The following is a 26,286-nucleotide window of genomic DNA, read 5'->3' as shown; positions in this document are numbered from 1 at the left end:
GGTGTCCACCCCGGTTTTGTTATTAGGCAGTGCCTACAGAATCCTCGACCGCTGGCGCCAGGGCAAGAGCCAAAGCGGCGTATATCCGCTTGAAAAGCGTCATTACCTGACTTTTTTTGCAATTTCAGCCCTTGTTTGCCGGTTTTACCGCCCGTTTCGGGCTGGCGGCGGTCTTGCGCTTGGCCGGCTTGCGTTTGTTTTTCCAGGGGGTGGCACCACGACCTGCCGGGCTGGCCTGGCCGCTGATGGTCATTTGCATACCATTGCAGCGGGCCACTTGCTTGCTCATCCAGGCGGCCTGTTTGGCGACAAACTCTTCCAGGCTCATCTCACCGCTCTGCACCATGTCCAGGGCCTGCTCCCAGATGGCGGTGGTGCCGGGATCGGCAATCGCCCTGGGTACCGCGTCAATCAGGCTGAAGGCCGCCGGTGTGGCAGACAGCGCCTTGCCGTTTTTTATCAGGTAACCACGGTCCAGCAGGCCCTGGATGATCCCGGCCCGAGTCGCCTCGGTACCGATGCCGGTGGTGTCCTTGAGCTTTTGTTTGAGCAGCGGGTCTTGCACCAGTTTGGCGACGTTTTTCATCGCCTTGATCAGGTCGCCTTCGGTAAAGGGCTTGGGCGGCTGGGTCCACAGGTCCTTGAGGTTGACCTTGGCCACAGCGTAATCCTGGCCTTGCACCAGCGCCGGCAAAGGCTGCGGCGCCGGCGCCTCACGACCTTTGCTCGGGGCCAGCGCTTCGGGCAACGCACGCTTCCAGCCGGGCTCCACCACCACTTTACCTACGGCGCGCAAGGCTTCGCCGGCACAGTCGAAGTCCGCCTGGGTGCGGTCGTATTCGTGATTGGGCAGGAACTGCGCCAGGTAACGGGCGCGGACCAAGGTGTAGACGGCGCGGTGTTTGCCGGTCAACTGCGCAAGATCTTTGCCGGCGCCGGTAGGAATAATGCCGTGGTGGGCGCTGACCTTGGCGTCGTTCCAGGCGCGGGAGCGGCGCTGCGCATCGAGGTGTGGCATCAACGCGCTCACCGCCGGGTCGGCACGGCCCAGTGCCGCGAGAATCGTCGCCGCGTCGCCATGCTGGCTCACGGGCAGGTAACCGCAGTCGCTGCGCGGGTAGGTGATGACCTTATGGGTTTCGTAGAGGGATTGGGCGATATCCAGGGTTTCCTGGGCGCCGAGCCCGAGTTTCTTCGAGCAGATTTCCTGCAGGGTGCCCAGGTCAAAGGGCAGGGGCGCCACTTCGCGCATGCGTTCGGTGCGCAGCTTCACCAGGCGTGCGCTGGCCGCGTTGCTCATCGCCGTCGCCGCGTGTTGTGCCCGCTCCGGGTTGAGGCAACGGCCCTGGTCGTCACAGATATCGTCGGCGGCGCGCCATTGCGCGATAAAACGCATCTGCTGGTGCAGCAACTCAACATCAATGGCCCAGTAAGCCACCGGGACGAAGTCGGCAATGCTGCGGTCGCGGTCCACCACCAGGCGCAGGGTCGGGGTTTGCACCCGCCCAACGGGCAATACACCTTGATAGCCGGACTGACGGCCGAGCAGGGTAAACAGGCGGCTCATGTTCATGCCGATCAGCCAGTCGGCGCGGGAGCGGCCCAGGGCCGAATGGTAGAGGCTGAAGGTGTCTGCGCCAGGCTTCAACGATGCCAGGGCCTTGCGGATCGAGGCATCGTCGAGCGCCGACAGCCACAGGCGCTGGATCGGCCCGCGATAGCGGCAATGCTCCACCAGTTCGCGGGCGATCATCTCCCCCTCGCGGTCGGCATCGGTGGCGATCACCAGTTCTCGGGCTTCCCCCAGCAGGCGCTTGACCGCCTTGTACTGGCTGGCGGTCTTGGGCTTGACCGTCATCTTCCATTTTTCCGGGACGATGGGCAGGTCGGCCAGCACCCAGCGCTTGTACTTGGCGTCGTAGGCATCGGGCGGGGCGGTTTCCAACAGGTGGCCGATGCACCAGGTGACGGTGACGTCCGTGCCCAGCCAGCAACCGTCGCCCCGGCGCCGGGCGCCGAGCACGGCCGCGATATCCTTGGCCTGGGAGGGTTTTTCACAGAGGAACAGCCGCATGCTCAGCCCATTCGTTACACAGTTGAATGGGCGAAGGATGGGCAAAAGAAGGCAATTGAGCAACCTTTATCTGGATGGATATACAGCAATTTGTGTGGGCGGCGGGAAACCAATGTGGGAGCGGGCTTGCCCGCGATAGGGGGGGGGCCAGTCAGTACATTCATTGACTGACCCACCGCTATCGCGGGCAAGCCCGCTCCCACAAGGGATTTACAGGGTTTGCGGGAGATTAGTTTTTATCCAGATCCACGTTCTTGGTTTCCTTCAGGCACAGCAGCCCGACGATCAGGCTCACCCCGGTAATCACCACCGGGTACCACAGCCCGTAGAAGATATCGCCGGTGTACACCACCAAGGCAAACGACACGGTTGGCAGGAAACCGCCAAACCAGCCGTTACCGATGTGGTAGGGCAGGGACATGGAGGTGTAGCGGATCCGCGTCGGGAACAGTTCCACCATCAGTGCGGCGAGTGGGCCGTAGCACATTGCGGCGATCAGGATCAGTGCGACGATCAGCACCACCACCATGGTTTTGTTGACCTGGGCCACGTCTGCCGATTTCGGGTAGCCGGCCAGGGTCACGGCGCCGCGCAGGGCGTCTTCGTCGTAGCCGTCGATGCGCACATCGCCGATGCTGACTTGCACCGCGCTGCCGGCAGGTGCGGCTTCGCTGCTGTAGGGCAGGCCCTGTTTGACCAGGAAGGTCTTGACCTTGTCGCATGGGCTGTCAAACCGCGCCTTGCCCACCGGGTCGAACTGGAAGGTGCAGGTGGCCGGGTCTGCCAGCACGGTGATCGGGGCCTGGCGGCTAGCCTGGTCCATCGCCGGGTTGGTGTAGTGGGCCAGGCCTTTGAAGATCGGGAAGTACAGCGCGGTGGCCAGCAGCAGGCCAACCATCAGTACTGGCTTGCGCCCCCATTTGTCCGAGAGCCAGCCGAAGAAGATAAAGAACGGCGCGCCAATCACCACGCTGATGATCAGCAGCATATTGGCCAGGGCCGGGTCCATCTTTAGGAACTGGGTCAGGAAGAACAGTACATAGAATTGCGCAGCGTAGAAGGTCACGGCCTGGCCGGCGTTGATACTGAACAGCGCAATCAACACCACCTTGAGGTTTTGCCAGTTACCGAACGACTCGCGGATCGGGGCTTTGCTGGCCTTGCCTTCCTCTTTCATTTTCAGGAACGCGGGGGATTCGTGCAGGCTCAAGCGGATCCAGGTGGAAATCCCCAGCAGCACGATGGACAGCAGGAACGGCAGGCGCCAGCCCCAGACTTCAAACTGATCGCCCGTGAAATAACGGCAAGCCAGCACCACCAGCAACGACAGCAACAGGCCGAGGGTCGCGGTGGATTGAATCCAGCTGGTGTGGAAGCCGCGTTTGCCGGCGGGGGCGTGCTCGGCGACATAGGTCGCGGCGCCGCCGTATTCACCGCCCAGGGCCAGGCCCTGGAGCATGCGCAGCACTACCAGGATGATCGGCGCGGCTATACCAATGCTGGCGTAGGTGGGCAACAGGCCCACACAGAAGGTCGCCACGCCCATCAGGACGATGGTGGCGAGGAAGGTGTACTTGCGTCCGATCATGTCCCCCAGGCGGCCGAACACCAGCGCGCCGAACGGCCGCACCACAAAGCCGGCGGCAAAGGCCATCAGGGCGAAGATAAAGGCCGTGGTGTCGTTGACCCCGGCAAAAAATTGCTTGCTGATCACCGCCGCGAGGGCGCCATAGAGGAAAAAGTCATACCACTCGAACACCGTCCCCAGGGACGAGGCGAAGATGACCTTTTGCGACTCCTTGCTGCTGACAGTGGCGCCAGGCAAGGCGTCCAGGGGTTGAGCACGTTCTGACATGGGGTAGCCCTCACAGTGATTATTTATTGTTGTTCCACTGTCGGCGCCAACTTCAGCGCCGCTCTTGTCCTGTAGGTGCGAGCAAACTCGCGCCTTCAGGTCATGCCGGTGTTGTCTGTTCTCTTTCGGGGGTGAGGTTCCTTGTTTGAGGGGACAGAATCAGTTGCGCGGCTTTTTCCGCGATCATCAGGGTGGGTGAGCAGGTATTGCCGGAGGTGATGCGCGGCATGATCGAGGCATCGGCGATGCGCAGGCCGGGCACGCCGTGCACGCGCAACTGGGCATCGACCACCGCGTCTTTATCCGGGCCCATGCGGCAGGTGCCGACCGGGTGAAAAATCGTGGTGCCGATCCGCGCCGCCGCCTCTTGCAATTGTTCATCGCTTTGCAAGGCCTCACCGGGCAGGTATTCCACCGGGTTGAAGGGGCGCAGGGCCTGGGCGCCGACAATGCGCCGGGTCAGGCGGATGGCATCGGCGGCCACGCGCAAGTCTTCGGGATGGCTCAGGTAGTTGGGCTGGATCAATGGCGGCGTCGCGGGATCGGCCGAGCGGATATCAATGCGTCCGCGACTCTGCGGGCGCAAGTCGCAAACCGACGCAGTAAATGCCGGGAACGCGTGCAGCGGTTCGCCAAAGCGTTCCAGCGACAGTGGTTGCACGTGGTATTCGAGGTTGGCCGAAGTCTGCTCCGGCCCCGAGCGGGCGAAGGCGCCGAGCTGGCTGGGCGCCATGGACAGCGGGCCGCTGCGGTCATACAGGTATTGCAGGCCCATGCCCATCTTGCCCCACACGGAGCCGGCGATCTGGTTCAGGGTGCGGGCGTTTTCCAGTTTGTAGATCAGCCGCAGTTGCAGGTGGTCCTGCAGATTGCCACCGACCCCTGGCAGTTCGTGCAGGACCTCGATGCCCAAGGGCTTGAGGATGCTCGAAGGCCCTATCCCGGAGCGCTGCAGGATGCCGGGCGAACCCACCGCCCCGGCGCACAGGATGATTTCCTTATGGGCTTTCCAGGTCACTACTTGCCCTAGCTGGCGGCCCACCACCGCACTGGCACGGCCGTTTTCCAGGAGTACACGGTCGACTTCCACGCCGGTGAGCACCGTGAGGTTGGCGCGCTGGCGGATGGGCTTGAGAAACGCCTTGGCCGCATTCCAGCGTACGCCGCCTTTCTGGTTGACCTGGAAGTAGCCACACCCTTCGTTATCGCCCTGGTTGAAGTCGTCGATGCTGGCGATGCCACTTTGCTTGGCGGCTTCGCGGAAGGCGTCGAGGATCGGCCAGTGCAGGCGCTGCTGCTCCACGCGCCACTCGCCGCTGTCGCCATGCAGGGGCGAGGCGCCGGCAAAATGGTTTTCGCTTTGCTTGAACAGCGGTAATACATCGTCCCAGGCCCAGCCGGGGTTGCCTTCGGCGGCCCAGCCATCGTAGTCGTTGGCCTGGCCGCGCATGTAGATCATGCCGTTGATCGACGAGCAGCCGCCCAGCACCTTGCCCCGTGGATAGCTCAGGGCACGACCTTGCAGGCCGGGTTGGGTTTCGGTCTTGAAGCACCAGTCGGTGCGCGGGTTGCCGATGCAGAACAGGTAGCCGACGGGGATATGAATCCAGGGATAGTTGTCGCGCCCGCCCGCTTCAAGCAGCAGCACACGATGGGCAGGGTTGGCGGACAGTCGATTGGCCAGCAGGCAGCCCGCAGGGCCGGCGCCTACTACCACGTAATCGTATTGCGCAGGTGCAATAGTCATCTGGGGTCTCGCTTGTTTTTCTTATTGGCTCCATCCTAGTTGTTAGTTTTCGTCTTAAAAATGTTAGTTTTTACCCAGCTGCTGTGCGTTTTTAAACAGCGCTGCGCTCATGGCCGAGAGGGAGGGTGACATGTTCGACTGGAATGACCTGCGGTATTTTCTTGAGTTGCAGCGCAGCGGGCGCCTGCTCACCGCCGCCCAGCGCCTGAAAACCACGCATGCCACTGTGGCCCGGCATATCGAGGCCATCGAGAAAAGCCTCGGCACCGCGCTGTTTGTGCAGCATGCCCAGGGGTACGAACTGACGCCGTCGGGCGAGGCACTGCTCAAGCATGCCGAAGCCATGGAGAACGTTGCACTGCTCGCCGAAGAAGAGCTGACCCATTCCGCCGCGCCCCTGGGCAAGATTCGCCTGGGGGTCGCCGAAGGCTTGGGGGTGATGTTCCTTGCCAGCCGCATGGGCGGCCTGTTCGAGCGTTATCCGGGGCTGGAAGTGGAACTGGTGGCGGTGCCGCGTTTTGTCAGCATCCTCAACCGCGAGGCGGAGATCAGCATCCACCTGGAGCGCCCCAGCGTCGATCAACTGGTCACGCGCAAACTCACCGACTACCGCCTGGCCCTCTATGCCAGCCGCAGCTACCTGGCGCGTTCGCCAGCCATCGAGAAACGCGAAGACCTGGCCGCCCACGCGTGGATCGACTACGTCGACGACCTGCTGTTCAGCCAGGAACTGAAACTCCTCAGCAGCTTTTGCCGCAACCCCCGGGTGGTATTCCACAGCACCAGCGTCATCGCCCAGCACCAGGCGGCGCGCTCGGGGTTGGGGATTGCCGTGTTGCCGTGTTTTGTCGCCGCCGGGGACCCGGACCTGGTGCCGCTATTGCCGGAAGAGGGCATCCAGCGCAGTTACTGGATCAGCTCCCGCCGCGAATTGCACAAGTCGGTGCGGTTGCGGGTGTTGTGGGATTACGTGGTGGAGTTGTGTGCCAAGGAGCAGGGGCTGCTGTTGGGCGCGTAGCGAAGGGCAAGGGGGATCTACAGAGATCAAATGTGGGAGCTGTCGAGCCCTAGCGAGGCTGCGATGGCGGCGGTACTGCCAGCATTGATGTTGACTGACCTGCCGCCATCGCAGCCTCGCAGGGCGAGACAGCTCCCACATGGGACTGTGTGTGGGCTTAGAGTTTTACTGTCTGGTGTACCTGTTCACCACACGCACGAGCATCGTTGATCATCTTTTCAAACGGCGCGCTGACGATTTCATCATGGATCAACCAGCGCACTTTCTGGGTCAACCGGTAGTGGTAGCGCAAGCCATCCTTGAGCTGTTCGCCATCGAGTTCCAGGTCATACCACGGCGAGTTGATCTTGCAGCCTTGAACAGGCTTGTCCATCTGCCCGCCGGTCAAGGTAAAGGTGTAGTCGACGGTGTCCGGGTTGCCCATGTACAGGTCGCCCCGTTGCCCGTTGCGGCGGTAGTTGAGCAGGCCGTCCCATTTCTCTTTGAGCGACTGGTCGGTGTAGACGTAGCCTTCGTCGAGTTTTTCCAGGGCGCCCAGGTCGGTCATGCTGGCCTTGACCGTGTAGCTGTCGGGCTGCACGAACCCGGTGGGCTGGCGGGTGACCTGGCAATCGCTGATCTCGCGGCCAAAGTTGTCGCAGATGTTCTGGTCGGTGGCGGTAGCCCCCTGTTCGCGATCAGCCATGCTCAGTTGCATCAGGGGCAGGCGGCTGAAGGTGACGCTGGCGCGTGTCGTGCCGTTGCCCTGTTTGTCGTAATGCACCTGCTTGTCCAGGCGGATGCTGGTGTCAGGGCGTGCCAGGGGGATATGTTCCTCACGCACCCGGCCCTGGGCATCGTTGACCAGTACCCAGCGGTCCTGGATATCGGGCAGGGTCTGGCCTGGAGCGAACACCGGGTTGGTCGGGTCCAGCCACCACACCTGGCCGGCTACTTCGGCGCGCACGATGGCATGGTTGGGCGCACCGGTGCCCGGCACCAGCAGCGAATCCACCACATCCCCACGGCTGACCCAGGCAGTCTCGGCCTTGATCCCGCTGGCCTTGAGCATGGCGGTGAGGAGGATGGACAGGTCCTTGCAGTCGCCATAACCGTGCTGTTCGATCTCCTCCAGGTTAAACGGCACATAGCCGCGATCGGTGGCACGCCAGTCACCCAGATAACGGTAATGGTCGTTGATGTGCTGCATCAGGCCGGCCACTTGCTGCGCCGGGTCCAAGCCCTTCACCGCAGCTACGGCGGCGGCACTGTCAGCCGGCAGCTTGGCCGCGAGGATCTGGTTGTAGCGCTGGGCAAAACCGCCGAAATGTTTTTGCACATCGAGGCTGCTGCCCACTTCGATCCTTGGGATCAGGCGGATATAGGCGTGGCCCGACTCGTTGATGTAGTTGAGATAGGTCGGCGTCTTTTGCTCGATATCCAGGGTCTTGCGATTGACCGAGGGGGTAATGGTGAAGCCGTCCATCAACTCGGCGCGCCACTCGATCGGCCGTTCTGCGGTGAAGCGCGCCTTGAGCCGGTCGCGCCGCGCATTGCTGGGGCCGAACTGCAGGGCGTAGTGGAATTCGGTCATCAGCGGCTTGGCGGGGTGATGTTCGCGCACGGTGTAGCGGATCTGCGTGCCGACCCGCAGGTTGGGGAAGGCCAGGGACGTTTGCTTCAGCCTGGAAAACCCCTGGTCAGGGTTGGGCGCAGTGCGCGTGTCGATCTGTGCTTCGCCGAGCAGCTGTGGCTTGCCGCCGGGCTGGGTGGATTCGGCGTGCAGCACTTCAAAACTATCGCCTTCGGCATAGTTGAAGTCGATTCGCGACAAAATTTCCCGGCCGCTGGGCTTGAGAATGGTGTAGCGGTAGGTGGTGGTGCAATCGGTGCTGGCATCACGGTTGAAGTGGCAGTGCAGCTCGGATTCGTTGGCGAGTGCAGCTTCGGCCATGGGTTGCAACGCGGCATGAGCAGTGTGCGAAACAAGCCCCAGACTGGCGCAAATCAAAGGGCAGTAAAACGAGAAACGGTGCATGGGCGCCTCAGGTGGAACATTGACACAGATACCCTGGCGGGTACCAAGAAGGCGGCAGATGATAATGGATCGCAACACCAAAAACCAGTATTGTCGGACAATAAATATCGCTGAAAGGCCCGAGATAGAGCCTTCGTCTTGGTAAAGGTGGTTAGTCGAGCAGCTCGAAGTCGCTGCTGGCCAGGCGTTCGCCGTTCACCAGCACATGCACCGTATGCCGGCCGGGGTAGTGCTTGCGCGTGGTCATATCGCGGATATGTTGGCCACGCAGCAGGGTATGCCGTTCACCCGCGCCGAGGGTAAAAGCCTTGAGCTTGAACACTTTGGCGGCGCTATGGCCTGCGCTTTTTACATAGTCGATGGCGTAGTCCACCACCAGTTTTTGTGGGGCGCTGGTGGTGGATTCGAGGCTGAACGACAGGTTGATCCGCTCGCCCAGGCGAATCACCGGGGGCTCGACCTTGAACTGGTGGATTTTCACCTCAGCCCGCGCCCCGGCCCCCATGATCGTCAGCGCGCGGGTATTGCCTTGTTTGATCAAGCTGCGCAGGGCGTGGCGGGCGATCCAGGCGGTGTGGGGGTTGTCCAGGGACCAGCTTTCGATGACATCCAGCACCCAATCCGGATGGTCCTTGGTGATGTCATTGAGGTGGTTGGCCACGGACTTGCGTACATACAGACTGCTGTCGGCCTTGAGGTTCTCCAGGATCGACGCGCACAGGCGCGGATCGGCCTGCACCTGGGCCAGGCGAAACGACCATGGCAACCTCGGCCGCGAGCCCTCGCTGGCGAGGCGGCGTACGTGCTCGTTGTCATCCAGCGACCATTGCTGCATCACCGCCAGGGTGCGTTCGAAATCCTTGAGCAGAAAGGCCCGCACAGCAAATTCGGCAGAGCCAAATGTGGTGAAGTACTTGAGCGCCGCCATTGAGCGCTGGAAATCATCCAGGCCATAGCTGGCCACATAATGCCCGAGGAACAGGCTGACAAAACCACTGTTCAGGCGCGGGGCCAGGGCATACAAATGTTCGAGGGTTTGCGGGTAGTCCAGGGGCATCACCGCGTGCAGGCTTTCACTGACCCGAGCCATGCGCTGCATGACCGACAACCCGGCCAGGTCACGCTTGGCGTGCTTGAGAAAGCCCTGGGCATCGAAGGGCGGGTACACCGCGCTCATCTCATCGGCGATGTGTTGCAGGCGTTCGACGTTGAAGATTTCCTTGAGGGCAGGGGCGCTTTGGTCGGTCATGGGCAGTCCGCAGGAGAGGGCGATGGTCGGGCTTTTTCAAAGTAGCACCTTACTCAAGGCCGCGAAGCTCAAAATGTGGGAGCCAGCTCCCACAAGGAATATGCAGGGTGCTCGGTATCTACAGGTACCAGCGATATTCCCGCGCATTGATCTCCTGCTGGAAGGCCAGGTGATCCTGGCGTTTGTTTTCGCAATAGACGTCGACAAACTCCGCCCCCAAGCCCTCGCGCAGGACCGGTTGTTGCTGCATGGCGCGCACCGCCTCGAGCATTTCCAGGGGGAAGTCATGGCCGCTGGTGCGGTCTTCGTTCAGCGGTGCGATAGGCTCCTGTGCGGCGTCCAGGCCGTGCTCCAGCCCGACCAGGATCGCCGCCAGCACCAGGTACGGGTTGGCGTCGGCACTGGCCAACCGATGTTCGATCCGCAGGTTGCGCGGGTCGGACTCGGGAATGCGCACGCAGGCGTCACGGTCCTCATAACCCCAGCAGGCCTTGGTGGCCGCATTGACCGTGCCGCCCAGGCGGCGGAAGGCGTTGTGGTTGGGCGAGAAAATCGGCATGCAGTGCGGCAGCAGTGCCAGGCAACCCGCCACCGCGTGGCGCAACGGCTGTTGCTGGTGCGCCGCCAGCAGGTTGTTGCCGGCGGCGTCATACAGGCTCACATGCACATGCATGCCACTGCCCGGATGTTGCAGGTAGGGCTTGGCCATGAAACTGGCGCGATAGCCATGCTTGAGCGCCACGCCACGGGTGCTGCGGCAGAACAGGGCGGCCCAGTCGGCGGCGCGCAGGCCATCGTCGAGGTGACCAAAATTGATTTCAAACTGGCCGGGGCCCAGTTCGGCAGTGATCACCGTAATGTCGATCCCCTGGGCCTGGGCGGTCTGCACCATATCATCGAGCACCGGCGCAAAACGCGACAGCCGCTCGATATGCAGGGTCGGTTGGTCATCGGGGTCGTCGCTCAACGGGTCGCGGGCAAATTGCGGCAGGCCGTCGTTGAGCTTTTTATCGAACAGGTAGAACTCCAGCTCAAACGCCACCACCGGGTGAATGCCCTTGCGGTGCAGGCGCTCGAGGACTTTGGCCAGGACTTCACGGGGTTCGAATTCGATGGGGGCCTCGGTGCCGTCGGAGGTGATCAGCATTTGCCCCAGAGGCTGGGCTTCCCAGCTCACCGGCTTGAGCGTGCCGGGCACCAGGCGGCGGTTGGCGTCGGGGTCGCCGTCATGGAAGCAGTAGTCGCCAATCTTGAACAGACCGCCCTGGGCGCCCAGCAGCACGGCGTTCTGCGGCAACTTCAGGGGGCTGCCGGCGGCGACTTTTTCCAACATCTCAACCGGGTAGCGCTTGCCGTAGAAACGCCCTGGGATATCCAGGGCGATCAGGTCGACATAACGTACATCCGGATGGTTCTGGCGAAAGGTCCGTACTTCGGCCAGTAACGTGGAGGAATGGCTTTTCACGGGTGACGCTCCTTGGTGTGCCTTAGTTGTAGACCCACAGCACGCGTGCCGGCAGGTCGGTCAGGTTGCCGTAGCGGCAGTGGGCAAAACTGGCGAGGTGAAAGCTGTCGCCCGGGCCGAGAGTCACCGCGTCGGCCTCGCCTTCGACCCACAGGGTCAGGTGGCCTTCGAGTACATAACCGGCCTGCTCGGCGCGGTCGCTCATGGTCTGCTCGCCACTGTTGGCGCCGGGTTCGAGCAGGCTGTCGAGGATCGAAAACGCCCCCTGCATGCTGGGGGAGACGAGGATGTCGGTGATGCCGTTGGCGTAATACACCGTGCGCCGCTCGTTGGGGCGGGTGACCCAATCCACCGCCTTGGGTTTGGGCACGCTGTAGAAATAAGTGGTGGGCACATCGAGGGCATGGCTGATGGCAGTCAGGTCCGCCACGGTAGGTCGCGACAGACCCCGCTCGACCTGGGACAGGAAACCTACCGAACGCTCGATCTTTTGTGCCAATTGAGTGAGGGTGAGTTTCTTATGCTTGCGCAGATCGTGGATCAGGGTCGCCAGGGCGGCAAGTTCTTCTTGTGGTGTCATGAAATTTATGTCGAGAAATTTCATGAAAACTTACAGGAAATATTTCACGCCGGCAATGGTGGAACCCCGTCAGTTTAAAGCGCGGGTGTTTCAAGCCCTTCCGGCATCCTGCATCTCACCTCGGGGATTCCAATCATGGAACCTCGGGGTATTCGCCATCCCAGTCGGGATCAAGGCGCCAGATGCGCTTTTCCAGAGGAGGGTAAGGTGAGTCCAGGCGTTGTTCGAGATTTTTGAACGGCGTTGCGAAAAACATCTGAGGGCAATCTTCCTTGTCACGATATCCAATGAGTGCGCCGTATTCATGCCCGCCAATTTTCCTCAGGGCGCTTGCTACGCTCTGCGGGTTACGTGTGAATTGCGCAGCGGCGGCGTCGGCCAGGTACTTTCGCTGGCGACGGACGCGGGACATGGCAAGGAACATAAGGAAGATCCAGCCCAGACCAACGGGGAGCAAGGATGCGGAGCTCAAACCGATGATTAAAACCAACAGGCCGGAACCTAAGTGTACCCCTTTCATCCGTGTATCAAGACGCATGTCGTTGCTGTGAATCGCGCTGAACAAATGGGCGATAACGCCTTGCATTTCTTCACGGTCGAGAATGGCTGCGGCGCCATAGGTCACACCCATGACCGAGTCCTGCGGGGTGCGTCCGGCGGCAAAGGCGTTGATGCCATCGGCATCAAGCAGGTAAACCATGGGCACCGGGCTGCCGGAGGCGATGGCCATTTCCTCGACAATATCCAACAGCCAGCGATCATTCTCATGGGGATCCAGGCTGATCAGATACCCGCCGTATTGTTCGGCAATGGCGCTGCCGCCGTCCTTCAGCTTGCGGTTTAGGAACCAGTAACTTACCGAGATGAAGAGAAGCATCGCCACACAGATTTCGGCCCAGCCCACGTCGTCGATCGTCTCGGTCGATAGGCCCCATAGCAGTGCCGGGCCGAGCACGATGACCGAGGTCAGCAGCGTGTAATACCTGGAACCGCGCCGAGCTCGATCCTGGTGCGCAAAAAAATTCATGCGGCCATCCGTGGCTGGAATCAGGTAAAGGATACGGTTGGGGCGTTTTGAATCTGCTTGCTGTCTTCAAACACCAGCAAGGTAGCGTCCGAGCCATGTCCGACGGCATCGGCCATCAAGATCGTCGGGAATTGCTGGCGGAAGATGTTGTATTCCATCACCGCGTCGTTGAAAAACTGCCGTGCATACGCGATGCGGTCTTCGGTACTGGTCATTTCATCGTTCAGTTGCATCATTATTTCTGATGCTTGCAGGTCAGGATATTCCTCAAGCGAAACATTCAGGTTATCCATTGCAGTGTTAAGTCGCCCCTCATCTTTGCCTAACTGCACGATTGACCGGGCACTGCCCGGTTCTGCTGCCGCGAGCTTGAGGCAGGCGGCGGCGACGTTGCGGGCCTCGGTGACGGCCACCAGCGTGCCGCGCTCATGGTTCATGTAAGCCTTGGCGGTCTCCACAAGATTGGGGATCAGGTCATGGCGCCGTTTGAGTTGCACTTCGATCTGGCTGAACGCGTTCTTGAATCGATTTCGCAAAGTGACTAGCGAGTTGTAGAGACCGATCAAGTAAAGCGCGATCACACTTAGAGAACCGATCAAGATGACCCAGAAAACGGCGCCGAACATTGGATTTCCTTATCTGTAGGATTAAAGGCGCTGATCATAGCGGATGTCGCCCGTATCGAGCTGCCTTGTCAGAAAGATATGGCTTACTCGCGCTGGTAGGAGTCCACCTGCACCCCGTCAGCATCAAACACATTCACCCGGTTCTCGTCTTTCACATCCCAGATGCTATAGGTCGCGTCGTTACTGTTGTACGGGAAGCTGTACTGGGTATACGACCCCAGTTTTTTCACCACCCGGTTGTTTTTGTCGATCAATACCAAGCCTTCAAACCCATCCATTTCTGCCGAGGCGAGGTTCTTCTGGAAGGGGTTGAGTTTGCTGTAGGTCACGGGCACGCGCAGTTTGCCGTGTACATCAATGGCGCCATAGCGGCTGCCCTTTTGCACCACCGCCATGCCGTTGGAGAACGGGTTGACGTCATCGAATGGCAGGCTCAAAGGCAGCGCCTTGCCCTGTTCGTTGATAAAGCTGTATTTGCGGCTGCCACGGTCCTGGATCAGCAGGGGCTGGCCCTGGACAAACTGGCCGAAGACGGTCGCGCCGGGTGGGTTGAGTTTCTTCATCTGCAGGTTGTAGACGTCGGTCTGTTTCTGGTCGGCGGAGGTGGCGTAGATAAACTCGCCGCTGCCGTTGATTGCGGAGTAGCGCGGTGCCAACAGCTCCTTGCCGCTCAGGCTCCAGGCGCCGTACAACGAGTTCGAGCCATAGGTGGTCTCGCCAGGGCGGGCGATGAACACGTTGCCGATCACACTGGGGTTGACGTACTTCATGGGCACCACGACCTGTAGCTTCCTCACGTCGTAGACCCCATAGGGGCCGTTGGTTTCACGCTCGACAATCATTAGGTCGTCGTTGACCGCGCTGTCGATGATTTCGAAGGGCAGTTCTTTCAACGTTTGCGTACCGGGTACAAAGGCAAAGTACTTGAACTGCAATTCGCTCCAGCCCTCGCCGGAGGATTTTTCGCCGACCATGATGTGGTACACGCCGGGCATCTCGGTGGTATCAATGCGCTTGAAGCGCGGCTTGACCACCCATTGCCCCTTGCTGTCGATAAAACCGCTGCTTTCGCTGGCGCTGTCGTAGGCGATGTAGCGCTCGCGAGGGGCGGTGCTGTTGTGCATGTCCCAATCAAGGGTTTGGGGTTGGAGCGGGTCCAGCACGTAAATCACGATGCTGGCGGGGGTGTCTTCGAATTGGTAGGTGGCCTGCACGTTACTCAGCTCGCTGTCGGAGCTGGGCAGGTTGCTGGCGAATTGTTCCAGATGATCCTGCACCGCCGCGGCACTCTTGAAGTCGGCGAAGTTGTCTTCCATACGCAGCAGTTCGTTGTAATAGGCCCGCAGGTTGGCCTTTTGTTCGGCGGTGGGCGAGGAATTGGAGCTGTTGCCGCCGCTGTACAGGGTCTTGCCATCGGCCGTCAGGCCCTGGATCACATAGGATTTGTTTTTCGGCGTTGCCAGTTGCAAGGAGGCGCTGGCGTCGCCCAGATGGGTCAGTTGGTACACCTCGCCACCCTCGGCGGTGGCTTTCGGGTGGGCCCGGTCCAGGACGATTTTATTGAAGCCGGGGTAGGCCTGATACGTCAGGGCCAGGCTGATGCGTTCCAGGGGCTTGTTGAGCTTGAGTTCGGCCTGGGTGGTGTCCTGGTCCTGCTCCTCACTGTCCTCATCCTTGATCGCCACCTCGGCGAACGGCTGCTGCGAGCCGTCGCGAAAGTACAGGGTCTGGATGCGATAGCTGGCTTCGGTCTGCTGATCGGGCAGGGCCCCGCGCTTGAGCACCTCGCGAATCGCCTCGACTTCCAGCTTCAGCCCGGACGCATTGTCGAAGAACAACTGCTGGAACTGCCCCGGTGTGCGCTTGAGGTCGGTCAATGCCGCCTTCAGTTCGGCGGCGGGGAAGGGCACGAACGGCTCCTCATAGTTCAGCTCTTTCTGTTCGCCTGGCGTGGTGGTGGCCGGGCCGATTTCCAGGCGCATGCTTTCGAGCATGGCGATGCGGTTGATGCCGTCGCGCATATCGAGGATCAGGTAATTCAGGCGTTTTTTTGCTTCTGGCAACGGCAGGTCCCGGATGCCATCCACACCGCCCTCATTGAGTTGCGCTTCGCTGTATTCGGGACCGTCAAGCAGGCCATGGGTGGCGCGGCGGTCCAGCAAGTAATAAGTGGCACCGCCAATCACGGCGATCACGATCAGGGCGCTGGCCAGCAGTTTGGTTCGGGTCAGGGCTGTTTTCATTGTTCTCGGACTCGATGGAGGGCTGGCGCAAGATTAGCAGGCACCGATACCCGTGGCTGTATTGCCGGTGAATGATTGCAGGGCCCTGCTGTCGGAACCTGGGTACGCATTATTTACTGAAGGAATACCCATGAAAGCAACGTCCCTGATTGCCAGCCTGCTGGTTGCCGCCAGCCTGTCCACCGCCAGCGTTACCGTGCAAGCCGAGGACAATCCGCAGAAAACCGTGGAGCCTTCGAACATCAACACCCGAGACTTGAAAGTTGGAGACCGTGCGCCGGATATCCTGGTGCGCAAGGAGTCGGCCCTGGGCGACTGGAAAAAGCGCGGCCTGAAACCGCCCCACGACGACAGCCAGTGGGCGCGGATCAATGATCGTTATGTGCTGGTGAAAATCACCAATGGCACCATCCTCGACATCACCCCTGCCAAATAACGGGTGTGGGGGGAAATGGGCTGATGCCGCTTTCCCCCCCCTTCGCTGCGCGCATTTAAAAATCGCATGCACGAATGCATAAAACAGTCTTTTTTGCTGCTCATCCTGAGGTAAGGTAGCTGCGCAATGCGCCCGTCATGGCGTGTGCTACGACTCTTTTCAGGAAACGAGAGCAGGATGCTGAAAACAATAAAAAACTACCCCCGCAGCGTAAACCTGCTGCTATCGGCCACGCTGGTATTGACCCTGGCCAAGGCGATCACCTTTCCGTACATGGTGATCTACCTGTCCAGTCACTTCGCCCTGGGCATCAGCCAAGTGGGCCTGGTGATCGGCAGCTCGTTGATCGTCGGTTCCCTGTTGAGCGTGTACGGCGGTTTCCTCGTGGACCGGGTCAATAGCTACCGGCTGCTGCTGGGCCTGAGCCTGCTGTTCGTCCTGGGATTCGTCGGCACTTTGCTGGCTCGCGAGCTATGGCTTTTCTACAGTTGCCTGATCCTGATCAACCTGGCGTATGCGGTGATCGATGTCGCGGTCAAGGCCGGCTTTGCCAGCCTGTTGCCCGTCGACGCGCGCAGCGAAGTGTTTTCCATCAAGTACACCCTGACCAATATCGGCTACGCGGTAGGGCCGTTTCTGGGGGCGATGGTGGCCAAGGTCGATATGAGCTTGCCGTTTGTCTTGTCGGTGCTGCTGGGGATGGGGTTCTTCCTGCTGTACTGGCGCTGGGGCGACCGCAGCCTGGCCACGGTGGACGCCGCGCAAAAACCGGTGCCGTTCCTGGCGGTGGGCCGGGTATTGCTGCGCGATCATCGCCTGGTGTGCTTTACCCTCGGCGGCCTGCTCAGTGCCGTGGTATTCGGGCAGTTCACCGCCTACCTGTCGCAGTACCTGGTGACCACCTCGGACGCCGAATACACCTACACCGTGATCAGCGCCATCCTGACCACCAACGCCCTGCTGGTTATCGCCCTGCAATACGTGATCGGTCGGCAGATCAGCCACCGTCACCTGAGCCGCTGGCTGATCTTCGGGCTGGGCATGTTCATGCTCGGGGTGATGGGTTTTGCGCTGTCCACCAGCGTGTGGTGGTGGGTGGTGTCGATGGCGATCTTCACCGTGGGGGAGATCATCGTGTTTCCCGCCGAATACATGTTTATCGACCGCATCGCCCCTGACCACTTGCGCGGCATGTACTACGGTGCGCAAAACCTCTCCAACCTCGGCGCCGCACTGGGGCCGGTGTTGTGCGGCCTGGTGCTGGCCAGCCTGCCGGCGCACTACATGTTCTACATGTTGGCGGGGTTTATCGTGGCCGGGGGGCTGTTCTACTTTATAGGGGCATCGTTGAAGCCGCGCCCGTTGTAGGCAAGGCCAAAGCGCGGAGCTGCGCCCCTGTGGGAGCGAGCTTGCTCGCGATGGCGGTGGGTCAGTCAAGTCACTGTTGGCTGTCTCACCGCCATCGCGGGCAAGCCCGCTCCCACAGGGGTAGGCGTCCCTACAGAGGGGGTGTTGTCAGATGGAGAGCGCGCCGCCCACGGTGTTGCTGTGCAATTCGTAGCGCAGTTCCTCGACCATCGTTGCGACGTCCTCCGGGGTCTTGAGTTTGTTGACGCTGATCCCGGTGACCACCAGGTCCACGCGGCCGCTCTGGGCGTCAAACACTTTCAAAGTCAGTGACGAGTCGCGGCACAGGGTGAATTCGCAGGTCAGCGGTAACAGGGCTTCTTCGATGCAATTACGCAGTTGGGCCAGGGTAAACATGCCAGCCCCCATCAACGACGACGCAGCAACAGGCCCAGCACCAGGCCCACGCCAGCAACGATCGCCACGGTGGCCAGGGGCTTGCGCTGGGCAAAGTCACCAACAGTGTCCAGCGCATCGCCATAGGTCTGTTGCAATTGGCCGGCCGCCTGGCGCGCTACGCCCTGGGCCTGCAGTTGTTCGTCGTCGGTCATTTCGCCGAGAAAGTCCTGAGCCTTGCCCACGGCTTTTTTCACGCGGCCGGTGACTTGTTCACTGTTCATGCTGCCTCCTTCAAGGGCAAAAAACTCGCCATGACACAGGGCATCAAACCCTGTGCCTACCCTTCAAGGTTAAGCAGCCCATCGCCCGGCAATAAGGCGAATTTGCACTGGTCGCCCTAGTGCATTTGCACCTTATTTCGCACTTTTTGCCCGCCGTTCCCCGGCAAACAACCCGCGTTCCCTGGCCCAGACGATGGCGGCGCTGCGGCTGTGCACGTTGAGCTTGGAGTACACCGTGGCCACATGATTGCGCACGGTATTGGGTGCCAGCTTCAAGCGCGAGGCGATTTCCTTGTCGGCCAGGCCTTCGCAAATCAGCCCCAGCACATCCCGCTCGCGGGCGGTCAGGTCGGTAAAGGCGATGGTCGTCAGGTTGGGGCTGTTGACGCTCTTGGCGTTGGCCAGTTTTTCGATCAGGGTCTGGCTGAACCAGGACGCGTCCTTCATCACTTCCTCGATAGCCGACACCAACTCCAGCTCCGAGCGTTTGCGCTCGGTGATATTCATCATCACCAGCAGGTAACAGGTCGTGTCCTGGATGCTCACGGTGTCGGCCGACACCACGCAATCAATCACCTCATTGCCTTTTTTGCGGATTTTCAGGTCCTGGCCGTCGAGGTTGCCGGCTTTTTCCAGGGTGGCGAACAACTGCGTGCAGGCCTCCTTGCTGTCGATGAAGTCGATATCGCTGATGGACTTCCCAATCAACTCTTCGCTGGTGTAGCCCGTGACGCTCATGAACGCGTCGTTGACGTCCACCACCTGCTGATTGTCCGCGTCGCACACCAGGGTCGGCACCGGCGTCAGGCGGAAGGACTTGGCAAACCGCTCCTCGCTCTGGCGCAGGGCGGTTTCGGCCTTGCGCCGGGGCTCAAGGTCAGTGAAGGAAAACAGCATGCATTCCTCATCGTTCATATCCAGCGGCTGGCCGGCGACAATCACCAGCTTGCTGCCGCCTTCGGGCAGCTTCAGCTCGGCTTGCATCTGCGGGATGGTCGCGCCTTCGCCCAGGCGCTGGATTGCCAGTTCCTTGCGCTCGGCCTGTTCCAGCACGTCCAGTTCGTACACTGAACGGCCGATCACCTGGTCGCGGTTGTAGCCGGTCATCTCCAGGAAGCCCTGGTTGACCTTGATATAGCGCAGATCGCTCAAGCGGCAGATCACCGCCGGCGCCGGGTTGGCGTTGAAGGTCTTTTCAAAGCGCTGCTCGGCGCTGGCCCATTCGGTGGCATCGCTCAAAATCAGCACCAGCAGTTCCGGCTTGCCGGCGCTGTCGGTGAGCGCCAGGCTGCGCAGGCGGTGGACCCAGGTGCGGTCGGTGTCGGCGCTGGGCGTGACTTCGACCACCACATCACTGAACTCTTCGCCGTTGGCCACCCGGCTCAGCGGATAGGCTTCCAGGGGCAGCGGGTGATTGTTGCGGTAGCGCAGGGCAAAGCGCTCGGCGTATTCGGCGGTGTTGGCGCCGAGCCCGGCAATGTCATCCAGGCCATGCATGGCCAGCGCGGCTTCGTTGGCCCAGAGAATGCTCTGGTCGATCTCGGCGAGAATCACCCCATCGGACAGTCCGGAAATGATCTGCTGCAATTGGCGGCGATTGGTTTCTTGGGCGAGAACGGCCTGGCTCATGGTTTCTCCAAAATGGCTACATAACGACATCGGCGCCTGCAACAGGGCATGTCTGGCTTGTGTGGAGTACGACAACTGGCCTTGAGCATAGTGCAGACCGATTCAGCTTGACGGGGTGCGAATGCACCAGTCGTCCTAGTGCATTTGTGCCGAGACCGCAGGCGTCGGCCTGGACAAACTGAAGGTCTACTCATTTGTCCAAGGAACGATTATGACCTCCCTCTATGAAACCCATCGCTCGCCTTTTCGTGTGTCCTGGGGCTCGGTACTGGCCGGCAGTGCAATTGCCCTGGTGACCTACCTGGTACTCAGCGTACTGGGCACCGCCATCGGCGCCAGTGCGGTCGACCCCATGGCGGCAGGCAACCCGTTGAGCGGCTTTGGCACTGGCGCCGGGATCTGGCTATTTGTGTCCACGCTGTTGGCGATTGGCGTGGGCGCCTTTGTCGCCGGCCGCACAGCCCCGGATCGTGGCGGCTTGCATGGTGTCCTGAGCTGGACCATCACTACCTTGCTCACCACGTGGCTGCTGGCGGCATTGGCCACCAGCGTGGTCGGCGCCGCGGGCAATGTCGTAGGCAAAGGCCTGTCGGCGGCCGGTAGCGGCATTGCCGCCGTGGCCCCCGGCATCAGCGACAGCGTCAAGCAGCAGCTGGACGAAAAGGGCATCAGCCTGGATTGGGATAGCCTGCAGGGCGAACTCGACACCTTGCTCAAGCAAAGCGGCAAGGCTGAATTGGATCCGGCTAACGTCGAGCAAACAGCTAACCAGGCAGCGGCAGACGGTCAGCAATCGGCCACTGATGCCGCCACCAACCCGGCCCAGGCCGCGAGCGAACTCAAGCAATGGTTCGAGCGCGTCAAAGCCTCTGGTGAGCCGGCGTTGAATGCGGCCGACAAAGAGGCGCTGGTGAACATCGTCGCCGCCCGTACTGGCAAGAGCCAGGCCGAGGCCAGCCAGATTGTCGAGAATTATGCCCAGGCCTATCAGCAGGCCGTGCAGAAAGTCGAGGAACTCAAGGCCCAGGCCGAACAAAAGGCCCGCGAGGCCGGTGAAGTGGCGGCCAAGCAACTGTCCCGCGCGGCGTGGAGCACCTTGTTGATGTTGGTACTGGGTGCCGCATTGAGCTTTGGCATCGGTCGCCTGGCCATTTCGACCCGCAAAGTGCCCGTGGCTTGATCAAGGCCCACTGATTCGTAACCGCAACACCTTGCGTGAGCGCGTAAACTGTCGGCTTTTTTCGCGCTCACGCAAAGGTATGCTTTTGACCCCGGTAAAAACCACAGCCCTCCTGCTATTCACCACCCTGTTGGCGGCGTGCGGTACCTCACCGCCACGCACCCCTGACGACATCTGCGGCATCTTCCGCGAAAAGGACGACTGGTACGACGCAGCCAAAGTCACCCAGAAGCGCTGGGGTGTGCCGATCCAGGTGCCGTTCGCCATCATGTATCAGGAATCGGGCTTCCGGCAGAACGCCAAGACTCCGCGCAAATACCTGCTGTGGATCATCCCCTGGGGCCGCGTCAGCACCGCTGCCGGCTACGCCCAGGCCAAGGATGAAGTGTGGGGCGACTACCAGAAAAGCACCGGCCGCAACTGGGCCAGCCGCCAGGACTTCGACGACGCGATCGACTTTGTCGGCTGGTACATGGACAAGACCGCCAGCATCAACGGCGTATACAAATACGACGCCTATGGCCAGTACCTCAACTACCACGAAGGCTGGGGCGGCTATCGTAACCGCACCTATGCCAGCAAGGCGTGGCTGTTGCCGGTAGCCGGCAAGGTCAAGGCCCGTTCCGATCTGTATGCGCGCCAGTATGCAGGGTGCAAGGCGGATCTGGAGCGGGGGTTCTGGGGGCGGTTCTGGCGGTGGTTGTAAGGCTGGGAGCGGGTAAGGCTCAAGAGCCTTACCCGGCTGTTTACGCGATCAACCTTCCAACGACGGGCACAATCAGCAAGGTGCTCAACGCCATCGAGATTACATTACCGATATAGGGATGAAAGTGTGTCGGCAGCCGCCCGGCAATGGCACAGGCCAGCGGCGGCGCGATCAACGCGCCAAGCAACGCACTCGATCCAATCACCATCCAGCTCCCGCCATGGGTCAGCACCGCTGCCGGTACGACCGAGACCAGCGGCACGTAGGTGGGATACCAACCGCGCTTGATCCACTGACTGCGCCAGATCAGTACACCCAGAGCCGATGTCAGCGCCTGGGCACCGATCAGTTGCAGCACCAGTCCCGACCCATAGGCGGCACTCAACGGGTTCAAGGCATACGCCAGCAGGACTCCCGCCAGCAGGCCAAGGCTGGCCCACTCATTGCCGAAGAACGGCGCTTCGGAAAAATCGGCCAAGACCCTGCGCAAGCTCCAGCCCAGGCCATAGGTTGGCGGCTTGAGCGGCAATGGTTTGTCTGCGGCGATATAGTCCGAGCGCACCAGAATCGGCACGCGGCGACAGATGACAAAGGCAATCACGCTGCCCGCCGCCATGCCCAGCACGTTACCAATCACCACCGGCAAATCCAGCGGTACACAGACAAAATTGACGATCAGCAAGCACATCGGCGTGACCAGCAGCGCCCCCAACAACGCGCCATTGAGGGTGACTTTCCAACCGCCCCCAAACATCAGCACCATTGCTGCCGGCAGTGAAACAAACGCGGCGAAGGTGGGTTGCCAGGTCTCGGCGGTGACCGTCCAACCCCATAACAGGTTGCTCAGCAGCAGGCCCAGCAGGGAACTGGTCACCAACCACGGCCACAGCCCACTGCCGTAGCAAATCGCAAAGCCTTGCCAGCGCTTGCCGGTGCGGCTGGCCCACCAGGCCAGGTATGCACCCGCCAACAACCCGAGGGAGGCAAGCTCATGCTTGTAGAAGGCCACTTCGCTGACATCCCCCAGTACCCAGCGTAGCCAGGCGATGGGGTCGGGAAATGCTGCCACCATATCGCCGTAGCTAGGCCAGGAGCCTTGGTGCGTGAGGACCGTCCAGACAATCAGCGAGATGCTGATGAGCCCCAATGCGATGATCGCCTTATCGACCCGAGATCGCTCGTTCCCAGGTTTCATGAATAAATTTTCCATGACTCGCCCTCCCTTTAGCGCGGCAGGGCGGGGTGCTGGCAATACCCGAGCATCTGATCGTACAGATCATCGCGCCGGTCACGGTGCAGGTCGTTGAGACTGTTCCAGATCGGCGCACTGCGGGCGCTGGTCAGGTCGATATCGGCGAAGAGGATTTCCTGGTGGTTAGCCGACGCCACTTTGCCGATAGGCCAGCCATTGGTCCCGGCAATCAACGAACACCCCAGGTAGCGTGCATCACGCTCCTCACCGATCCGGCTGGCGGCGGCGATAAACACATTATTGACGTGGGCGGCGGTCATGGTCAGGTACGACGCCATGCATTTACCGGCCTCGTCGAACAGCGGCGGCGGCGTCCACACCCAGTTGTTGAGGCTACAAATAATATCGGCGCCTTGCTGACTGAGGATGCGTGGTACTTCCGGGAACCAGATGTCCCAGCAGATCAACAGACCAATGCGCCCGATAGGCGTTTCAAATACCGGAAAGCCCAGGTTGCCAGGGGTGAACCAGAGCTTCTCGAGGTTCCATAGGTGGGCCTTGCGGTACTTACCGATCAACCCATCCGGCCCCAGCAATACCGCAGTATTGAATAACTGCCGACCCTCGATCTCATTCAGGCCCGCCACCAGATACACCTGATGGGTGGCGGCAAACGCCATCCAGGCTTGCACACTGGCCCCGCCGGGAACGGGCTCGGCATGCTCGAATGCGTCCTGGCGGCTGCTGAAGAAGTAACCGCAGTTCGACAACTCGGGCAGTACGATCAGGTTAGCCCCACCATTGACCGCCTCGGCAGCCAAGGCCAGGCTGCGATGCAGATTGCTTTCGCGGTTATCCAGGCCGACCTGGGGGTCGAACTGCACGACAGCGACGCAGACAGGGCTTGTTGGTTGGCTCATTGGGGTGTGACCTCTTATTGTTGTGCAACCGGGGTGGTTGATTTTTTATAAGAGGGGAAAAGATGGCTGAGGTTAAGTCAGGCGCTTCTGGCTGAGGCGTAGTCTGGATCCTTAAGAGTGCACTTGCCAAAGGCGCTTGATTCTGGGAAAAAGCCAGCCAGTGTGAACCCAACGAGATCCCCCATGAGCAACGAAGAACTGCAAATCACCGACATCCGCCAAGGCGACGGTAAAGCCGTGGTCAAGGGGGCGCTGATCACCACTCAATACACCGGCACCCTGGAAGACGGTACGGTGTTTGATTCGTCCTGGGAGCGGGGCAAGCCGTTCCAGTGTGTGATTGGCACCGGGCGTGTGATCAAGGGGTGGGAACAGGTTTTCTCTATGTGACCCTATGCCCATGTTATCCTTTCAGCCAGTAGATACGGGGCGTACACCAGTGAAAACACCACCACAAAAGAAGCAAGCCATCAGCTACGTGAGATTTTCGGATGCCCGTCAACGGGTAGGCTCTAGCGTAGAGCGGCAGGAAAAGATGATCGCGGATTGGCTAGCCCAGCATCCTGACTACGAGGTAAGCCAGCTCCGATACAAAGACTTGGCAAAGAGTGGTTTCCACGGCGAGCACATTGATGCCGGTGGTGGTTTTGGTGACTTGCTGGTGGCTGTGCAGGAGGGTGAGATTAGAGCGGGTGACGTTGTTCTGGTTGAGGCTATCGACCGAGCCGGGCGTCTCTCCCCGATGAGGATGCTGAAGCAGATCATCAGTCCCATCCTTGAAGCTGGTGTGTCCATCATCACACTTGACGACAACACCGAGTACACAGAAGCGAGCCTTGAAGGGTCACAGATTTTTCTGTTGGTAGCCAAGATCCAGGCAGCACATGGGTATTCCAAACTTCTATCAGAGCGCGTGTCTGCGTCATATGAGTCACGCAGGAAGCAAGCTAGGGAGAATCGTGTCACTCCGAAACGGATGACGCCTGTATGGCTCAATAGCGACGGCTCTGTACGTGAAAACGTTGTACCTTGGATCAAGACCGCGTTTGAGTTGTATGTCTCTGGCGTTGGCAAGACTACGATTGCAAAGAGGCTGCGTGATTCTGGTGTGCCTGAGCTGGCTAAAACTTCTGGTTTTGGAGTAGGTCACTGGTTGAGAAATCAAGCTGTGATTGGGAAATGGGAAGTTTTGATTGATACAGCAGATCATCATGTGATTGATGATGTCTACCCCGTCATTATCGAACCCTCTCTGTTCTACAAAGCACAGATCCAATTCGAGATGAAGAAGACGACACGCCCTGCAAAGACCGCTAGGCATTTTTTGGTCGGATTGGTGAAGTGTGGCACCTGTGGAAAGAACTACATAATCCAGAACAAATATGGCAAGCCGCACAGCATGCGCTGTATTACACGAGCAAACCAACAGGCATGCAGTAACTCGCATAACGTGCCAAAGCCTGTCCTTGATAAAATCTACTCATACACATCTGTCAAAGCAGCTCTTGAAGCGATTGCACAGCAACAGATGGGTGTGAATGACAAAGAGATTGTCACTCGTGAAGCTGAACTACATGAGTTGAGCAAGAAGGTGGCTAGCCTGTTGCAGACTGTTGATGCAGTTGGTTTTATGCCAGAGCTTGCAACCAAGCTGAAAGAGGCTCAGAAAGCCCGTGAGGCAGCAGAGAACGCCTTGGTGATACTGCGTTCAACTGTTGTTGCACCCCCAGCCCAAGGCTGGAACGAAATGGGCAAGCTTTGGACACTTGAAGCAGAGGATAGCCAGCGATTGGCTGCAATGCTCCGCACTGTTGGATATTCAATCACTGTAAATGCAGATGGACAAATTACTTCGTCACATTCGAATGGTGTGTATCGTTACGACGGTGTAGATCGTCGTCAAGACAAATACAAATTGATGGCAGGAGAGAGGTTGATTCTCGTATCGAAGGGCAATGAAGCGGACTATCCATATCACGAACCATTCCAGTCAGACGAACCGGCAGAGTCTGTGTGGGATGAAACCGACTATGCGGATTTGCACCAACAACATCAGTGACGACATGCAGGCGCTGGTGTTGCACGCACCAGGAGCGAACCATCGCCAACATCAAAAGCAGAAGCATTTGGTCTGAGTAGATATTTATTGTTGGTGTGTTCTGTCAGCAAGGATGGCGGCGATGCTGCTGCCGCAGTAGAGCATTGTAGGGGTATGCTGAATCCTGTCAAGACAAATCGCTTGCATTCCTCGTAAAAAGGCGTATAAGCGGCTCCCGTCGCGCGCATCGAAAACCG

The 26,286-nt window shown here is 60.0% G+C and carries 21 protein-coding genes and 1 pseudogene; 7 read left to right on the top strand and 15 right to left on the bottom strand.

Annotation, left to right across the window (positions count from 1 at the left end):
* Positions 1 to 124: 124 nt before the first annotated feature.
* From HBO24_RS22080 to HBO24_RS22070, 3 genes are all read right to left on the bottom strand, one after another.
* A complete protein-coding gene (locus tag HBO24_RS22080) occupies positions 125 to 2,074 on the bottom strand; it encodes a DNA topoisomerase III (RefSeq protein ID WP_057439444.1) in 1,950 nt (649 codons plus the stop codon).
* 229 nt (positions 2,075 to 2,303) lie between these two features.
* Positions 2,304 to 3,929: an MFS transporter gene (locus HBO24_RS22075; protein ID WP_169961326.1), complete on the bottom strand. Its 1,626-nt coding sequence runs from the start codon at positions 3,927 to 3,929 to the stop codon at positions 2,304 to 2,306.
* Between the two features lie 100 nt (positions 3,930 to 4,029).
* The gene (locus tag HBO24_RS22070; protein WP_169961327.1) at positions 4,030 to 5,676 is read right to left on the bottom strand and encodes a GMC family oxidoreductase N-terminal domain-containing protein; all 1,647 of its coding nucleotides are present in this window, start codon (positions 5,674 to 5,676) and stop codon (positions 4,030 to 4,032) included.
* Positions 5,677 to 5,806: 130 nt separating this feature from the next.
* Here HBO24_RS22070 and HBO24_RS22065 point away from each other — a divergent pair, with 130 nt between their 5' ends.
* On the top strand, positions 5,807 to 6,694 hold the full coding sequence (locus HBO24_RS22065) for a LysR family transcriptional regulator (protein ID WP_057439441.1): 888 nt from the start codon (positions 5,807 to 5,809) through the stop codon (positions 6,692 to 6,694).
* 157 nt (positions 6,695 to 6,851) lie between these two features.
* On the opposite strand, the gene HBO24_RS22060 is transcribed toward HBO24_RS22065, so the two are convergent.
* From HBO24_RS22060 to HBO24_RS22030, 7 genes are all read right to left on the bottom strand, one after another.
* Positions 6,852 to 8,711, bottom strand: coding sequence for a DUF3857 domain-containing transglutaminase family protein (locus HBO24_RS22060; RefSeq protein ID WP_170060315.1), 1,860 nt, complete (start codon positions 8,709 to 8,711; stop codon positions 6,852 to 6,854).
* Between the two features lie 151 nt (positions 8,712 to 8,862).
* Positions 8,863 to 9,960, bottom strand: a complete 1,098-nt coding sequence (locus HBO24_RS22055) for a DNA alkylation repair protein (RefSeq protein ID WP_057439440.1) — start codon at positions 9,958 to 9,960, stop codon at positions 8,863 to 8,865.
* 118 nt (positions 9,961 to 10,078) lie between these two features.
* The gene (locus HBO24_RS22050; RefSeq protein ID WP_170060314.1) at positions 10,079 to 11,425 is read right to left on the bottom strand and encodes a glutamine synthetase family protein; all 1,347 of its coding nucleotides are present in this window, start codon (positions 11,423 to 11,425) and stop codon (positions 10,079 to 10,081) included.
* Positions 11,426 to 11,447: 22 nt separating this feature from the next.
* Positions 11,448 to 12,005: an XRE family transcriptional regulator gene (locus HBO24_RS22045; protein WP_057439438.1), complete on the bottom strand. Its 558-nt coding sequence runs from the start codon at positions 12,003 to 12,005 to the stop codon at positions 11,448 to 11,450.
* A gap of 133 nt (positions 12,006 to 12,138) precedes the next feature.
* Positions 12,139 to 13,032 (bottom strand): M48 family metalloprotease, encoded by an 894-nt coding sequence (locus HBO24_RS22040; RefSeq protein ID WP_115128537.1) that lies wholly within the window; start codon positions 13,030 to 13,032, stop codon positions 12,139 to 12,141.
* Between the two features lie 20 nt (positions 13,033 to 13,052).
* A complete protein-coding gene (locus tag HBO24_RS22035) occupies positions 13,053 to 13,658 on the bottom strand; it encodes a LemA family protein (RefSeq protein ID WP_057444126.1) in 606 nt (201 codons plus the stop codon).
* 83 nt (positions 13,659 to 13,741) lie between these two features.
* Positions 13,742 to 15,901, bottom strand: coding sequence for a WG repeat-containing protein (locus tag HBO24_RS22030; protein ID WP_170060313.1), 2,160 nt, complete (start codon positions 15,899 to 15,901; stop codon positions 13,742 to 13,744).
* Positions 15,902 to 16,031: 130 nt separating this feature from the next.
* Between HBO24_RS22030 and HBO24_RS22025 the strand changes: the two genes are divergently transcribed.
* Together HBO24_RS22025 and HBO24_RS22020 are read left to right on the top strand one after the other, a co-directional pair.
* Complete coding sequence (locus tag HBO24_RS22025; RefSeq protein WP_057959123.1) at positions 16,032 to 16,337, top strand: RcnB family protein; 306 nt, start codon at positions 16,032 to 16,034, stop codon at positions 16,335 to 16,337.
* 177 nt (positions 16,338 to 16,514) lie between these two features.
* The gene (locus tag HBO24_RS22020; RefSeq protein ID WP_057959124.1) at positions 16,515 to 17,705 is read left to right on the top strand and encodes an MFS transporter; all 1,191 of its coding nucleotides are present in this window, start codon (positions 16,515 to 16,517) and stop codon (positions 17,703 to 17,705) included.
* A 147-nt stretch (positions 17,706 to 17,852) separates the two neighbouring features.
* On the opposite strand, the gene HBO24_RS22015 is transcribed toward HBO24_RS22020, so the two are convergent.
* From HBO24_RS22015 to HBO24_RS22005, 3 genes are all read right to left on the bottom strand, one after another.
* Positions 17,853 to 18,101, bottom strand: coding sequence for a DUF1652 domain-containing protein (locus HBO24_RS22015; RefSeq protein ID WP_057439435.1), 249 nt, complete (start codon positions 18,099 to 18,101; stop codon positions 17,853 to 17,855).
* Between the two features lie 11 nt (positions 18,102 to 18,112).
* A complete protein-coding gene (locus HBO24_RS22010; RefSeq protein WP_057439434.1) occupies positions 18,113 to 18,364 on the bottom strand; it encodes a CsbD family protein in 252 nt (83 codons plus the stop codon).
* A gap of 132 nt (positions 18,365 to 18,496) precedes the next feature.
* Positions 18,497 to 19,993, bottom strand: coding sequence for a helix-turn-helix transcriptional regulator (locus HBO24_RS22005; protein ID WP_057439433.1), 1,497 nt, complete (start codon positions 19,991 to 19,993; stop codon positions 18,497 to 18,499).
* A 211-nt stretch (positions 19,994 to 20,204) separates the two neighbouring features.
* On the opposite strand from HBO24_RS22005, the gene HBO24_RS22000 reads away from it, so the two are divergent.
* Positions 20,205 to 21,173 carry a hypothetical protein gene (locus HBO24_RS22000; protein WP_120733539.1) on the top strand — a complete coding sequence of 323 codons (969 nt, stop codon included), beginning with the start codon at positions 20,205 to 20,207 and terminating at the stop codon, positions 21,171 to 21,173.
* 85 nt (positions 21,174 to 21,258) lie between these two features.
* Positions 21,259 to 21,879 (top strand): hypothetical protein, encoded by a 621-nt coding sequence (locus HBO24_RS21995; protein ID WP_225923796.1) that lies wholly within the window; start codon positions 21,259 to 21,261, stop codon positions 21,877 to 21,879.
* Between the two features lie 40 nt (positions 21,880 to 21,919).
* On the opposite strand, the gene HBO24_RS21990 is transcribed toward HBO24_RS21995, so the two are convergent.
* Positions 21,920 to 23,089: a hypothetical protein gene (locus HBO24_RS21990; protein ID WP_170060312.1), complete on the bottom strand. Its 1,170-nt coding sequence runs from the start codon at positions 23,087 to 23,089 to the stop codon at positions 21,920 to 21,922.
* Between the two features lie 14 nt (positions 23,090 to 23,103).
* The gene (locus HBO24_RS21985; protein ID WP_170060311.1) at positions 23,104 to 23,991 is read right to left on the bottom strand and encodes a nitrilase family protein; all 888 of its coding nucleotides are present in this window, start codon (positions 23,989 to 23,991) and stop codon (positions 23,104 to 23,106) included.
* A 183-nt stretch (positions 23,992 to 24,174) separates the two neighbouring features.
* Here HBO24_RS21985 and HBO24_RS21980 point away from each other — a divergent pair.
* Positions 24,175 to 24,366, top strand: a pseudogene (locus tag HBO24_RS21980) (FKBP-type peptidyl-prolyl cis-trans isomerase); the annotation flags it as partial.
* 64 nt (positions 24,367 to 24,430) lie between these two features.
* Complete coding sequence (locus HBO24_RS21975) at positions 24,431 to 26,050, top strand: recombinase family protein (protein WP_346343269.1); 1,620 nt, start codon at positions 24,431 to 24,433, stop codon at positions 26,048 to 26,050.
* Positions 26,051 to 26,286: the final 236 nt, after the last annotated feature.

Source organism: Pseudomonas sp. WS 5410 (assembly GCF_012985645.1).
In the GTDB taxonomy this organism is placed as follows: domain Bacteria; phylum Pseudomonadota; class Gammaproteobacteria; order Pseudomonadales; family Pseudomonadaceae; genus Aquipseudomonas; species Aquipseudomonas shahriarae.
The sequence above is the reverse complement of the archived record's forward strand: the minus strand, read 5'-3'. Positions and strand labels throughout refer to the sequence as shown.

What these genes read in the sequence shown, in the direction of transcription:
- HBO24_RS22060 (WP_170060315.1), bottom strand. Translation starts at nt 8,711, where the DNA reads ATGCACCGTTTCTCGTTTTACTGCCCTTTGATTTGCGCCAGTCTGGGG.
- HBO24_RS22055 (WP_057439440.1), bottom strand. Translation starts at nt 9,960, where the DNA reads ATGACCGACCAAAGCGCCCCTGCCCTCAAGGAAATCTTCAACGTCGAA.
- HBO24_RS22015 (WP_057439435.1), bottom strand. Translation starts at nt 18,101, where the DNA reads ATGTTTACCCTGGCCCAACTGCGTAATTGCATCGAAGAAGCCCTGTTA.
- HBO24_RS22040 (WP_115128537.1), bottom strand. Translation starts at nt 13,032, where the DNA reads ATGAATTTTTTTGCGCACCAGGATCGAGCTCGGCGCGGTTCCAGGTAT.
- HBO24_RS22070 (WP_169961327.1), bottom strand. Translation starts at nt 5,676, where the DNA reads ATGACTATTGCACCTGCGCAATACGATTACGTGGTAGTAGGCGCCGGC.
- HBO24_RS22075 (WP_169961326.1), bottom strand. Translation starts at nt 3,929, where the DNA reads ATGTCAGAACGTGCTCAACCCCTGGACGCCTTGCCTGGCGCCACTGTC.
- HBO24_RS22045 (WP_057439438.1), bottom strand. Translation starts at nt 12,005, where the DNA reads ATGACACCACAAGAAGAACTTGCCGCCCTGGCGACCCTGATCCACGAT.
- HBO24_RS22080 (WP_057439444.1), bottom strand. Translation starts at nt 2,074, where the DNA reads ATGCGGCTGTTCCTCTGTGAAAAACCCTCCCAGGCCAAGGATATCGCG.
- HBO24_RS22025 (WP_057959123.1), top strand. Translation starts at nt 16,032, where the DNA reads ATGAAAGCAACGTCCCTGATTGCCAGCCTGCTGGTTGCCGCCAGCCTG.
- HBO24_RS22010 (WP_057439434.1), bottom strand. Translation starts at nt 18,364, where the DNA reads ATGAACAGTGAACAAGTCACCGGCCGCGTGAAAAAAGCCGTGGGCAAG.
- HBO24_RS22030 (WP_170060313.1), bottom strand. Translation starts at nt 15,901, where the DNA reads ATGAAAACAGCCCTGACCCGAACCAAACTGCTGGCCAGCGCCCTGATC.
- HBO24_RS22020 (WP_057959124.1), top strand. Translation starts at nt 16,515, where the DNA reads ATGCTGAAAACAATAAAAAACTACCCCCGCAGCGTAAACCTGCTGCTA.
- HBO24_RS21990 (WP_170060312.1), bottom strand. Translation starts at nt 23,089, where the DNA reads ATGGAAAATTTATTCATGAAACCTGGGAACGAGCGATCTCGGGTCGAT.
- HBO24_RS21985 (WP_170060311.1), bottom strand. Translation starts at nt 23,991, where the DNA reads ATGAGCCAACCAACAAGCCCTGTCTGCGTCGCTGTCGTGCAGTTCGAC.
- HBO24_RS22065 (WP_057439441.1), top strand. Translation starts at nt 5,807, where the DNA reads ATGTTCGACTGGAATGACCTGCGGTATTTTCTTGAGTTGCAGCGCAGC.
- HBO24_RS22035 (WP_057444126.1), bottom strand. Translation starts at nt 13,658, where the DNA reads ATGTTCGGCGCCGTTTTCTGGGTCATCTTGATCGGTTCTCTAAGTGTG.
- HBO24_RS22005 (WP_057439433.1), bottom strand. Translation starts at nt 19,993, where the DNA reads ATGAGCCAGGCCGTTCTCGCCCAAGAAACCAATCGCCGCCAATTGCAG.
- HBO24_RS22000 (WP_120733539.1), top strand. Translation starts at nt 20,205, where the DNA reads ATGACCTCCCTCTATGAAACCCATCGCTCGCCTTTTCGTGTGTCCTGG.